We start from the raw sequence: 12,177 nt of genomic DNA, 5'->3' as shown, positions 1-12,177 counted from the left end.
ACACGCATACTCGCCGACCACTGGTGACTGGAGAGCAGCTCGCCTGGCCGACCACCACCACGGCGACCGGTCGTCGGCGCCGCCGAATCGTCAGTGCCGAAGCGGCGCGGGACTCCACAGTCCGCTGCGGGTGGCCGTCCCCGTCTCGATCTCGGCGAGCGTGTCGACGTCGCCGTAGGGCTCGTAGCGTTCGAGGGCGCCCCAGTCCCGTCCGATGTCGGCCATCAGATAGGTGGGCAGCGCCGTCGCCTGCTGCGAGACCTCGATCCAGCCGAGCGGGCCACCGCCGAAGCTGTTCTGCCACGCGGACACCGCGGCTGCCAGGTCGGATCCGGGCTTGATGCGCCACTTCGGGATCTCCGCGACGCCGACGTCGTGGGTGAACGGACGCTGGCACGGAAACGCCAGACCCGACGTCCAGTCGATGTGGACCGGGTCGGTGTCGCCGACGACGTCCTGCAGGGTGTCCATCTGCGGGATGCGCGGCGGAGTCAGCACGATGAACCGGTCTTCGGCGAGGTTGTCGTCGGTCGCGACGATCCGCACCGCGGTGGTGTCCGACGGGAGCTCGTCGGTGTTGTACCGAAGGTTGCGCCACGACGGGCGCGGGCCGGGATCGATGAGCTCGGTGTCACCGGCGGCCTCGAGGTCGGCGTCGCGGGTGTCGGGGCCGATGGGCTCGGCGGTGTACTCGAGCATCACGTTCGGGTTGTCGTACTCGCCTGCCACGGACATCGTGAGCAGCGGGCGGTCCCGCCAGTCCGGCGGCAGTGCGTACCAGCCTGAGGTGAGGCGGGCCGGGACCTGGTCGAGTTTGGAGTAGCTACCCATGACCGGGGTCTCGGCCGGGTCGAGGAAGAAGGGGAGCGCCGCGGTGCTGCCGTTGATCCCGGGTTCGGCGATCTCGCCGCCGCCGGTGCCGCCGGGATTGGAGTTGACGATGTCGGGGGACTGCCAGACGTCTCCCGACAGCACGCCGAGCGAACCCTCGCTGGCCGTCGACTCCAGCGCCGTCGGCACGCCGTTGGGGAAGAACCCCGACGTGGTCGGTGAGGTGCCGGGTGCCGGTGGCGGTCCGCCGAGCGGATTCGGCAGGGTGGGATCGACCGGGCGCAGCATGTCGCGGTTGGGATCGGATTCCACCCAGACCTTGTCGGCCATGCCGCAGGGGTTGCCCGCGACCGCGGCGAAGTTGGAGCGGGGCACAGAGTACGACGAGCTCTGGTGGATGCCGGCGAAGATCGCGGTGACGATCTGGAAGACGACGACCGCCAACGCGAGGTAGGCCAGCGGAGCGGCCGCCATCGAGGCACCCAGCCGCCGGTACCAGCGCTGGTGCGAGGTGTCGTCGGCAGTGGACTCCTCGACGTGTGGATCGGTCCCGGTGAACGGCTCACGGAAGTGGAACCACAGGGCGACGAGCAGCAGCGCGAGCGCGGCGTAGAGCAGCACGCTGCCGAGCATGACGCCGCCGATCGTGACCTGTTCGACGCCCCACGGCATGCCCCATGCCGAGTAGTAGTAATAGGAGTTCGGGGCGGTGAACGCGAGTCCGCCGATGAAGAGGACGAGTGCGCAGAACAGGGTGCGGTTGCGTCGCGAGTGCATCGACTGCTGACTGGCGGCGATCGCCGCGATCGCGGCGAGTGCGGCGGCGATACCGGCGAAGACACCGAAATGATGGGTCCACTTGGTGGGCGTGAACATGAGGAAGACCAGCGACGCGAACGTGATCGCGACGATGCGGCGCGTCGGGCCGATGGCGGTGCCGGGAATACGGTTCTTGCGGATCAGCACCGCGGCCGAGACGACCAGGCCCAGGATCATCGCCAGCACCGCGAAACGCCTCGCGATCGAACCGTCGGCGGAGAAGGCGAACAGCGCCGAGTAGCGGCCGATCTCGTTGTACCAGCTCATCGACGGCCCGAGCGCCGACTTCATGCTCGACGCCTCGGCGAACGACCGCAGGGTCAGGTTGGAGAACACGACGAAGACGACGAAGGTGCCGGCGGCCAGGATCGGCGCGATCAGCGCGACGAACGACCAGCGGAGCGAGCGCCGGCCGTCGCGGGCGCCGGCGGCCGGCGCCTCGGATGGCGATGCGGCGGAGATCGACTCGGCGGACGACAGCTCGGCGACGACGCGGGCGCGCTTGATCAGCGCCATGATCATCGGGCGGGCGCCGGCGATCAGCGCGGCCACGGCGAGCAGGCCGGTCGGCCCGGCGGCGAGGCTGAACGCGCCGATGAGACAGGCGACGGCGGCCGGCAGCATGCGACCGGTGGCGATGGCACGTTCGACCGAGCACCAGGTCAGCAGCGCGCCGAGGCAGATGATCGGTTCGGGACGAAGTCCGTTGTTGAAGGGGAACCAGCACGCGAGGAAGGCGAAGGCCGCCGTCCAGGCGACCATCGGCCGGGTCAGCGCAGCGCGGCCGAGGCGTGGAAGCACTTCGTGACTGACGATGAGCCACACCAGGATTCCGCACAGGAGCGCAGGCAGCCGCATCCACGGACTGGCGACCGAGACGTGGCTGAGCAGACCGAAGACCTGGTAGTACCAGCCGAAGGGTGCCTCGGGCGCGCCGTACCACCGGAAGTAGTTGGCGGTGTAGTCGCTGTCCTGCGCCACCCTCGACATGGTCAGTAGGTAGCCGTCGTCGGAGGTGTTGGGCCCGATCATGTGCCACACGATCAGTGCGCCGATGACCACGTAGTCGCGCGCGTTCAGCCGCCACCACCGGGCCGGGAAGATCCTGCGATGGCGGCGGCCGTCGGTGGAGTCGAGCGCTGCCAGTGCCGCAAGCGAGAGCAGCGTCGAGGCCACTCCGACGATGACGACCAGCCACTTCGAGATGGTCGGAGCGGTGTTGTAGCGAGAGTCGATCGTGACGTGGGCGTCGAGCCCCGCGATGTCGGCGGCGGGTCCGGACAGGTCGGTGAAGAGGCCGGTCACCTGGGGGCGCTGGTCGGGCCAGTACTTGAAGGCTTCTTTGTCCTCCGTCGTGCCCGCGAGCGGTTCGTCCTCGCCGTCCTCGTTCTGGGTGCCGCTGGTCATGCCGACGAATTCGGCGGTGACCGCATCGGAGTCGGCGTGCACGACGATCTCGCGGCAACCCTGCTCGCGCATGTCCTGCAGCGTCGCCGACACCAGCGAGACGTTGCGGACCACCACCTCGACGCCTTGCCGGTCCGCGGGAGCGTCAGGGGCGCCGGTCTTGCGGATGAACAGGCCGCGCTCACCGGACTTGGGTGCCTGCTTGGGCGTGGTGGAGAGCAGCACCGAGCCGCCGGGCGGCAGGTCGTCGACCGCGCTGCAGGGGATCGAGACGTCGAGGTCGACGGGCGTGTAGCCGATCAGCGGGGCGGCGACCGAACCGATCTGTCCGTTCTGGGGCCAGTCGATCTCGGCCGTTCGCTGCGACACCGGCATGAGCGGTGTCGCGAGCGCGAGCAAGAACCCGAGCAGTCCGGTGACGATGGCGACGATCCTCGCTCGTCGAACGGTCTGCGCTGGCACAAAGAGAGATGGTAGACCTTGGGCCGTCTCGCCCCGGCCGGTGGCGGTGCGGGCGCGACCGCGTCTCCACCGGCTCGCCGGGGGGCGCCGACCGGCAGGTCAGGGCCAGTAAGGTGAACGCCATGTCCGACGCCGAGAAGCCAGACCGTTTGCCGATCCTGCTGCTCAACGGTCCCAATCTGAACACCCTCGGCACCCGGGAGCCCGCCGTCTACGGCTCGGACACCCTCGCCGACGTGGTCGATCTGGCCGAGCGCACCGCCGCCGAGCTCGGCTTCGGAGTGCGCGCCGCGCAGACCAATCACGAGGGCCAGATGCTCGACTGGATCCACGAATCGGTCGGTAAGATCAGCGGCATCGTCATCAACCCCGGCGGCTGGACACACACCTCGGTGGCGCTCGCCGACGCACTCGTCATTCCCGATGTCCCCGTGCTGGAGGTGCACATCAGCAATGTGCACCGACGTGAAGCGTTCCGGCATCATTCCTATGTGTCGCCGATCGCGGCCGGGGTGATCGTCGGTTACGGCATCCGCGGCTACGAGTTCGCGATTCGCCGGCTCGCCGAGCTCGTGGACTGACCACTGACCCCGGCGCCCCGTCGACTGGGCGCCGTTCTTCGTCGACCGTGCGCCGTTCTTCGTTGACCGGGCGTCGTTCTTCGTCGACTGTGCGTTGTTTTCCGTCGACTGTGCGCGAATTGATCGCGGGCTAGCGGGGGCCGGCCGTTACGGGTCACGCGTCACACGCCCACCATCGATGGACAGGCCCTCACCCGGATGACGGGTGGATGTGTCCATCTGTGGTGGGTGTGTCGCCATGTCAGCTCCGAACCATTGCGCCGTGACGGCTTTAGTGCAACCATGGGGTTGCACTAAACAAATCCGCATCGAGGGAGCACTGATGAGTGAGAACACGGATACACACGACGTGACCGGTTCGGCGGCAGTCGAATTCGACCGAATCGAGCGCGAGATCGCGATCGACGCACCCGCCGAGCGGGTCTGGTCTCTGGTCAGCGAGCCGGGGTGGTTCATCAACGACAAGGCGATCACCGATCACCGGATCGAACGCGACGGCGACCTGTCGACCATCCACGACCCGGTCCATGGCGCCTTCACGTTCCGCACCGTCGAACTCGACGAGCCGCGGTACGCGGCATTCCGCTGGCTGGCCGATGCCGGTGATCCGCAATCGGATTCGACGCTCGTCGAGTTCTGGATCACGCCATCGGATTCCGGTGTTCTCCTCAAGGTCGTGGAGTCCGGCTTCGCGTCGCTGCCGGGAACCGATGCCGAGCGACGCGCTCGATTCGACGGCAACAACGAGGGTTGGACCATCGAACTCGAGCTGGCCCGAACGCATCTCGGCGGCGTGCATGCCTGACGTCGTCCCGGTGGAGGTCTTCGCCGCGCTCTCGGACGAGAGCCGCTGGCGGATCCTCACCAGGCTGGGTTCGGAACCCGCGTCCGCCTCTCGTCTCGCGGCCGAGCTGCCGATCAGCAGGCAGGCGATCGCGAAACACCTTCGCGTCCTCACCGAGGCGGGGCTGGTGACGTCGTCACGCGTCGGCCGCGAGATCCGCTACGAGGCCGTGGGGGCGCAGCTGTCCCGGGTGGCGCATCGGCTCGACACGATCGGCCGTGGCTGGGATCGCCGACTCGCCGACATCAAACTCCGCGCCGAACAGGATTGAGTCAGTGGCCTGAGGTGTGCGGAGCGCACCTCAGGGAGGCGGAGGAGTTGAGCACGTCGTCGATCGCCCGCGCGGTATCGGCGGCGTGCGGCGCGCGGATCATCGAGATGTGGTCGCCCGTGACGTCGTGGAAGGTCACCTTCCCCGATGACATGTGCTGCCACAGGTCCGGGTCGTCGGGGTTGGTGCGGGCGCGGATCACGCCGACGGGGCCGTCGTAATCCCGGGGCCGGTAGCGGCGGATCATCCTGGTGCCCAACCGGAAGAACACGACCCATTGCACGGGCGTCGGAAGCTGCACCATCCCCGCGGTGCGGACCAGGACCGCCAGGACGACCTCCTTCACCATCCGCTGGGGGAGTGGTTCTCTCGCGCGAGCGGGATCGTCCCCGGTGCGGTCGGGCAGAGTTGTGTCCTGGGTGTCACCACGCCGGGCACGCAGGCGCTCGAGGATTCCGACCTTCTCGCCACGGACCCGGCGGGCCAGTGCCGGGTCGAACAGCGAGTCCAGGACGACGACGGGATCGCATCTCTCGCCCGCGTCGGTCAACCGTGCCGCGACCTCCATCGCGACGAATCCGCCCAGCGAGTAACCGCCGACCTGGTACGGCCCGTGCGGTTGTACCGATCGGATGTCGGCGATCGCCCGGCGTGCCGCGGCACGAACGGAATGGTCGGCGCGGCCACGCTTTTCGACGCCACGCGACTGGATGGCGTAGACCGGCCGGTCGGTCTGCAGCGCGCGGACGACCGGGGTGAGGCTCGTCGCGAGGCTGCCGGCTCCGGCAACCAGGAAGATCGGTCGGCCGGTGCCCTTGCGCAACGGGATGAGGGTGGCACCCGACGCGTTCGCCGACCGTTCTCTCGCGGCGGACTCGATGCGCTGGGCGAACTGAGCGATCGTCGGCGCCTCGGCGAGCATCGCGGTGTTCACGTCCAGCTGGAGGTGATGCTGGACCTCGGCCAGCATCTTCGCCGCGGCCAGCGAGTCACCCCCGAGTTCGACGAAATCCTCGTTGCGGCCGATGGATTCGAGACCGAGGATCTGACACCAGAAGCGGTGTAGCGCCATCTCGGTCATTCCGCGGGGCGGTTCGTGGTCGGGACGGGCGGGCGGAGGTGGCAGTGCCGCCCGATCCACCTTGCCGCGTTCGTTGCGCGGGAGTTCGGTGAGGACCACGATGTCACGCGGGATCATCCACGGGGTCAACGTCTTCCCGAGTTCCTGCCGGATCTCGGCCGGCGACGGTGACCATTTTTCCGGGTCCACTGCGACGTGGGCGGTGAGTCGCGCCTCGTCCCGGTTGGCGGTGACGACCGCGTCGGTGGTCCACGCCAGGGCGCGGAGTGCGGCTTCGACCTCGAGCGGTTCGACGAGGTAGCCGCGGATCTTGATCGCGTCGTCACTGCGCCCGAGGAGCGCGAGCTCACCGGACTCGTCGAGTCGTCCCAGATCCCCGGTGCGGTAGCGTGTTCGGCCGTCGGGAAGCCCGCTGAAACGCGCTGCCGTCATCTCGGGATTCCGGTGGTAGCCGGACGAGATGTGGGCGGACTCGACGATGACCTCACCGGTGGTGCCGACGGGCAGGTCATTGCCGTCCGCGTCGACGATGCGGATGTGCTTGTCCGAGGCCGGAACACCCACCGGGATGGCTCCCGGCTCGACCTCGCGGGTGGGCGGGAACAGGTTGAAGGCCAAGTTGCCGACCTCGGATGCGCCTGCCCAACAACAGAACACCCCGGTCGCGAGGATCGTGTCGCGGGCCTGCTGTACATCGGCACGGTGGGCCGGCTCGCCACACGTGGACAGCAGACGCAGGGAGTCGACGGCGTCGGCGGCCGACAACTCGCCCAGCCACGATCGCAGCAACGACGGGGTGCAGTGCGCGGTGGTCGCCTGCTCTGCGACGAGCCAGTCCCGCAGGCCGGTCGTGGTACGGCGGCGAACATCCCAGAGCAGCATCGTCGAACCGTTGAGCAGGCTCATCGCGAGCGCATCCAGGCCGCCGCCGAAACTCAGGGGTAGCAGGACGACAGCACGGTCCTCGGGTCGCATGCCGAGGAAGCGACGACCGTCGCGGGCATGGTTGACCGGCATCTTCTGGGAGAGCACAACCCCTTTGGGGGTGCCGGTCGATCCTGAGGTGAACAACAGGACCGCCGGATCGTCCGGGCGGGGTGCAACGACGGCGTCCTGCGGACCAGGGTCGCCGGCATCGGCGGCGTTCAGGAGCTGCGCCCCGGAACGTTCCAGCACGACGTCGAGCCGGTCCGCCGGCAGGAACGGGTCGAGCAGCACGAGGGGGCGCCCCGACGACAGGACGGCGAGCATCGCGAGGACCGACTCGATGTCGGATTCGATCTCCACCGCGACGGGTCGGTCGGGATCGGTGGTGGCCACGATCCGGCGGGCGAGTTCGTCGACGCGGGTCGCCGCGTCCGCGAAGGTGATGGACCTCTCCGGGGTCTGAATGGCGATCGCATCGCCCCGCACCGCGGCGACGGCTCGCCAGCGTGCTGCGGCGGTCTGCGCTGCGTCGACACCGGGAAGGTCGGACACACCCGCTCCATCGGTGGGGGTCTCACGGGCTGCGAGAGCGTCTTGGCTGTTCATGTCCTCAAACTTCCGCGGAGGCGGGAGACGTCGACGGTCATGGACGGGCCACGGGAACTCGAGCCCGGGCAACGGTGCCACGCCGCGCGGGACTCGGCCCCTCCTCCGGCCCCGTCAGCTTGCCAGGTAAAGCTACCCTTCGCGACGCTGCGGTGCGCGCTCGGAGCCGCCCGAGCGCGGTCGCAGGTGACCGGAAAGCTCGGATGTAACGTGTTCACTGATCGCCGGAGGGTCTGCAGGACGGACCCGTACGACGGCGATCGGGTTGTCGGATGCGCGCAAGGAGAGATCGACGATGCAGTATGACGAAGTGATTCTGGGGCGTCGCAGCATCCGCGGATTCACGCCCGATCCCGTCCCTCGAGAGCTGATCGAGGAGATCCTCACGCTCGCGATGCGGGCACCGTCGTCGATGAACACACAGCCCTGGAACTTCCATGTGATCACCGGGGAACCCCTGGATCGCATCCGTGCGGCAAACACCGAACGCAATCTCGCCGGCGTGCCTCACTCACGAGAGTTCCGGACCGGCGCGGAGAAGTTCACGGGGACACATCGTGACCGCCAGGTCCAGGTTGCCAAGCAGCTGTTCGGCGCGATGGGCATCGCCCGCGAGGACACGGAGATGCGGCAGGACTGGGTGCTGCGGGGATTCCGTCAGTTCGATGCCCCGGTCTGCGTGATCGTGACCTACGACCGCATCCTGGACGGCAGCGACGACACGCCGTTCGACTGCGGTGCGGTCTCGACCGCCCTGGTCAACGCCGCCTGGTCCCGCGGTCTGGGCGCGGTGATCAACAGTCAGGGCATCATGCAGTCGCCGGTGGTCCGGGAACATGCCGGGATCCCGGACGATCAGGTGATCATGAAGAGCATCGCGCTGGGTTGGCCGGATGACACCTTCCCGGCGAACTCGGTGATCTCCGAGCGGAAGTCGGTCGAGGAGGCCGCCACCTTCGTGGGGTTCGGGCACTGACCTTTCCGGTCCCTCGAGTCGGCCCGTCGGCCGGCGGCAGTACTCAGCGCGGCAACCGGGTCATTCCGTAGACCCGCTCGACCCGCACTCGCAGGAGCCGCCTCTGTTCGCGCACCATCGCGGCCCGATAGTCGTCCCAGTCCGGGTGGTCCTCATTCCGAAACGCCCGGTACCAGTCGACCAAGAGGTCGACGGTCGGATCGTCCGGTGCCGCCGCGACCGGGCTCAGCGTGCCCGTCCCCTCGGCCACGGCGTATGCCGAGAAGAATCCGTCGCCGAGGACGTGGAGGCTGACCCGGGGATCGCGTTCGACGTTGCGCGATTTGGCCCGGGGCGCGGTGACCGAGATCAAGGCCGATGCCGTCTCCGGTTCCCACAGATGAATGACGTTGGATGACTGCGGTCGGCCGTCGCGCCGGAGCGTGATGAGGATGGACTCCTGGTGGTCGGCGACGATGCGCAGGAGATCGGGGTCGAGGTCATCTCGGGGAGAGTTCATGCGCATCGCAACGCCGTGCGCGCGGAAGTTCATACCCCCGAGCTCCGCGACGGCTCATATCGGCGCTGCCGGAATCAGCGCGACAGTGCCTCACGCGCGGCCGCGGCGACACCGCCGCGATGGATCGGGCCGTGGCCCGGGAGCAGGATGTCGGCGTCGAGCTCCGTGAACCGTTCGACGCTGCGTCGCGCGGTCGGTTCGTCGTGCTGGAAGAGCGACGGGATGCACTGCGGACCGGTGATCGACGAGATCTCGTGGCCGCTCACCAGAGCATCACCGGACACCAGGGCACGGCCGTCGGCGACGAGGTAGGCGCTGTGTCCGTCGGTGTGACCGGGACTCGCGACAGGGACAGGCGCACCCGGGAGCTCGAGCGGTCGCCGCTCATCGGTGGCGCCGCCGACGGGGAACCCCGACGCCTGCGCGAGGCCCGCACGACTGAGGGCACCGAGCGGTGTGGTCTTGGCCAGCCACGCCCACAGTCGCGGATTCGCGACCTGCGGGGCGAGATCGAGTGCATTGGCCTGCTGGAGGTGATGGCGCAGTGCGTGATCCACCTCGACGGGGTCCATGTAGACGTCGAACCCGTACCGCGCCTGCAGCTTCACGAGGCCACCGAGGTGGTCGACGTGGGCGTGGGTGAGCAACGCACCGCGCACATCCTCGGGCTTGCGGCCGATCCGTTCGATCGATTCGACGACCTGACCGGCCTGGCCCGGGTAGCCACCGTCGATGAGCGTCAGTTCGCCGTCCTCTTCCAGGAGGATCCAGTTCACGACATCGGTGGAGACGAAATGCGTTGTCGACGAGTCGCCGTCGACCTGGGTGATCGTCATCGGACGCGAGGTGCGGAACGGTGGTCGCATCGCGGTCACTTCCGGACGACGAGGACGAACGGGCCGCGCTCGGTGACCTCGAAGCGCGGGTCGTCGAAGACCGCCGGATCGAAGGTGACCGTGTAGCGCTTCACGTTCGGGTCGTTGGGATAGACGTCCTCGGCGAGGCGGAGCGTGTAACCGTCTGCGCTGTACCGGAACAGGAAGACATTCGGCGGGGTCCACGGCGAGCGGTCGAGAGCATCGACGAGTTGGTCGGCGTTCTCGCTCTCCGCCCACCGCGCGATGGCGGTTGCGCGCTTGTCGAATTCGGCCAGTGGGTTCGCGTAGTGCGAGGTGAGTCCCTGGAAACCCCAGTAGGGGTAGATCGACAAGAAGCCGAAGTCGGCGGTGAGCACCACGTTGTCGGTGCGCGGCCTGCCGGTCTGCTCACCGATCAGCTTGTCCAGCTCCGCGAAATACGATTCGGCTCCCGCCGGGCGAGCATCCGCGCGTTCGCCGTACCCGTCGGTGTCGGTGTAGGCGGTGGTGATCTCGGTGGCCAGATGGCCCGGGATGCTCTGTGCCATCGCGATGGCCGAGAGGACGGCGAGCGCACCCACGACCACGCGAACGTCGCCGAATCGGCGCACCGCCCAGTGCGCGAGATCGACGACGCCGAAGACGCCGGCCGCGCTCAACGTGGCCACCAGGATGGGTTCGAGACGGAACGAGAGCAGGGTGGTTCCCAACGCGGTCATCAGCATCGACAGCAGGCAGAACACGTAGACCGTCAGCACGATGACGCCCATCGCCAGGGCGACGGTGCGGGTGCGGAAGCGCAGCAGGATCCACAGGAGACCGATCATCGTGATGGCGCCGACGAGGTTCAGGCCGAACATCGGCAGCGGCAACACCGAACCGCGTTCGGGCAGATAGTGTTCAGCGGTCCCGCCGCTGGCCGGGGTGTTGGTCAGGCGTGCCCACAGGTAGGGCGCCCAGACCAGCAGGGCGATGAGGCCGGAGATGACCGCGACGGCGACGAGGCGCCCGGTCACCGCGACCACGACACCACGCCGTCGGCTCCGGATGGCTGCCGACGACGTGGCCTTGTTCGACGCGCCCAGCCACCCCTGCACCGCGAAGTAGCCGGCCAGGAGGACGGCGGTCAGGGCGAACAGTCCGGTGTAGAGGGTGTAGGTCGCGGCCGAGATCCCCAGGAACACCCCGGACGCCGCCACCGCAGGCCAACTCGTCGTGCCGAAGAGCGGGCCCACCGGACCGTCGGCGGCTCGGGTTCGTCCGCGCAGGGCGTAGGTCAGTGTGATCAGCATCGGTACGCCGATCAGCACCAGGATCGCCGCGTAGGGCTCCGGCGAGGCGTACAGCAGTGTGACGGTCGTGACCGCGAGTCCAAGGGCGACACCGCGATCCGCGCCGAACATCCGGATGAACAGGATGACGCCGACGGCCGCCGCGACCGCCATCGACACGATCGCCCACGTCTTGTAGGCCTCCCACCCGGGCTGACCGAGCAGGTTGGCGAAGCGTCCACCCCACCAGAACCAACCGGCCGGGTAGTACGGCGGCAGTTCGGTATAGGTCATGTCCGCCAGGTGGGGGCTCGACGTCATCCGCGTCAGGTACTCGGTGCGGAATTCCTGATCGACCGACAACCCGAAGAGGTAGAGACGTGTTGCGCCCAGCGGCATCCCGATGGTCACGGTGACGAACCCCGACATCGCGGCCGCGGACAGCACCGGCACCAGCAGGCGCCCCTTGCCGTACCGGTAGAGGAGCGCGGCCACGACCAGGATGGCGATGGCCAGCACCTGTCCGGCCGTCGTCAGGGACCGGGTGACGTTCGACGAGTTGAACGCCGGCCACTCGACGGTTCCGATGGCCGTCAGCCCCGCCATCGACACCGCGCCGCCGACCACCACGGCGATCACCAGGGACAGTGCTGCCCGCCCGTAGCCGGACGCGCCTCCCCCTGTTCCCTTGGGCGCGGTGGGCGTGACTCCTTCCGCTCCCTGAGTTGCGGTGGACGTGCCGGTC

General features: G+C 68.4%; 9 protein-coding genes. 4 read left to right on the top strand and 5 right to left on the bottom strand.

The features are described 5' to 3' along the window. Positions 1-90: 90 nt before the first annotated feature. Positions 91-3,519, bottom strand: coding sequence for an arabinosyltransferase domain-containing protein (locus AMD30_RS19945; protein WP_055476830.1), 3,429 nt, complete (start codon positions 3,517-3,519; stop codon positions 91-93). Positions 3,520-3,641: 122 nt separating this feature from the next. Between AMD30_RS19945 and aroQ the strand changes: the two genes are divergently transcribed. The 3 genes from aroQ to AMD30_RS19930 all read left to right on the top strand — a co-directional run bounded on the left by aroQ (position 3,642) and on the right by AMD30_RS19930 (position 5,215). After that, positions 3,642-4,100 carry a type II 3-dehydroquinate dehydratase gene (gene aroQ, locus AMD30_RS19940; protein ID WP_010843189.1) on the top strand — a complete coding sequence of 153 codons (459 nt, stop codon included), beginning with the start codon at positions 3,642-3,644 and terminating at the stop codon, positions 4,098-4,100. A gap of 322 nt (positions 4,101-4,422) precedes the next feature. Next, complete coding sequence (locus tag AMD30_RS19935) at positions 4,423-4,905, top strand: SRPBCC domain-containing protein (RefSeq protein WP_010843190.1); 483 nt, start codon at positions 4,423-4,425, stop codon at positions 4,903-4,905. Beyond that, the gene (locus AMD30_RS19930; protein ID WP_055476829.1) at positions 4,898-5,215 is read left to right on the top strand and encodes an ArsR/SmtB family transcription factor; all 318 of its coding nucleotides are present in this window, start codon (positions 4,898-4,900) and stop codon (positions 5,213-5,215) included. Before AMD30_RS19935 ends, AMD30_RS19930 begins: the two co-directional genes overlap by 8 nt. 1 nt (position 5,216) lies before the next feature. Here AMD30_RS19930 and AMD30_RS19925 read toward each other — a convergent pair whose 3' ends face one another. Then, positions 5,217-7,829: an alpha/beta fold hydrolase gene (locus AMD30_RS19925; protein WP_055476828.1), complete on the bottom strand. Its 2,613-nt coding sequence runs from the start codon at positions 7,827-7,829 to the stop codon at positions 5,217-5,219. A gap of 295 nt (positions 7,830-8,124) precedes the next feature. Here AMD30_RS19925 and AMD30_RS19920 point away from each other — a divergent pair, with 295 nt between their 5' ends. After that, a complete protein-coding gene (locus tag AMD30_RS19920) occupies positions 8,125-8,805 on the top strand; it encodes a nitroreductase (RefSeq protein WP_055476827.1) in 681 nt (226 codons plus the stop codon). A 43-nt stretch (positions 8,806-8,848) separates the two neighbouring features. Here the strand turns inward: AMD30_RS19920 and AMD30_RS19915 are convergent, their stop codons facing one another. The 3 genes from AMD30_RS19915 to AMD30_RS19905 form a co-directional block, all read right to left on the bottom strand. Further along, positions 8,849-9,304, bottom strand: coding sequence for a TIGR03618 family F420-dependent PPOX class oxidoreductase (locus tag AMD30_RS19915; RefSeq protein WP_044507507.1), 456 nt, complete (start codon positions 9,302-9,304; stop codon positions 8,849-8,851). 74 nt (positions 9,305-9,378) lie between these two features. Then, on the bottom strand, positions 9,379-10,170 hold the full coding sequence (locus tag AMD30_RS19910; RefSeq protein ID WP_055476834.1) for an MBL fold metallo-hydrolase: 792 nt from the start codon (positions 10,168-10,170) through the stop codon (positions 9,379-9,381). 5 nt (positions 10,171-10,175) lie between these two features. Then, complete coding sequence (locus AMD30_RS19905; protein WP_231632799.1) at positions 10,176-12,038, bottom strand: galactan 5-O-arabinofuranosyltransferase; 1,863 nt, start codon at positions 12,036-12,038, stop codon at positions 10,176-10,178. Between the last annotated feature and the right edge of the window lie 139 nt (positions 12,039-12,177).

It is taken from the genome of Gordonia sp. HS-NH1, from assembly GCF_001418765.1.
Taxonomy (GTDB): Bacteria; Actinomycetota; Actinomycetes; order Mycobacteriales; family Mycobacteriaceae; genus Gordonia.
Note: the sequence above shows the minus strand (reverse complement) of the source record. Positions and strands in the feature narration are given on the sequence as shown.

Excerpts from the sequence above, each read along its gene's own strand:
- aroQ (WP_010843189.1), top strand. The coding sequence starts at position 3,642 with ATGTCCGACGCCGAGAAGCCAGACCGTTTGCCGATCCTGCTGCTCAAC.
- AMD30_RS19935 (WP_010843190.1), top strand. The coding sequence starts at position 4,423 with ATGAGTGAGAACACGGATACACACGACGTGACCGGTTCGGCGGCAGTC.
- AMD30_RS19930 (WP_055476829.1), top strand. The coding sequence starts at position 4,898 with ATGCCTGACGTCGTCCCGGTGGAGGTCTTCGCCGCGCTCTCGGACGAG.
- AMD30_RS19925 (WP_055476828.1), bottom strand. The coding sequence starts at position 7,829 with ATGAACAGCCAAGACGCTCTCGCAGCCCGTGAGACCCCCACCGATGGA.
- AMD30_RS19920 (WP_055476827.1), top strand. The coding sequence starts at position 8,125 with ATGCAGTATGACGAAGTGATTCTGGGGCGTCGCAGCATCCGCGGATTC.
- AMD30_RS19915 (WP_044507507.1), bottom strand. The coding sequence starts at position 9,304 with ATGAACTCTCCCCGAGATGACCTCGACCCCGATCTCCTGCGCATCGTC.
- AMD30_RS19910 (WP_055476834.1), bottom strand. The coding sequence starts at position 10,170 with ATGCGACCACCGTTCCGCACCTCGCGTCCGATGACGATCACCCAGGTC.
- AMD30_RS19905 (WP_231632799.1), bottom strand. The coding sequence starts at position 12,038 with ATGGCGGGGCTGACGGCCATCGGAACCGTCGAGTGGCCGGCGTTCAAC.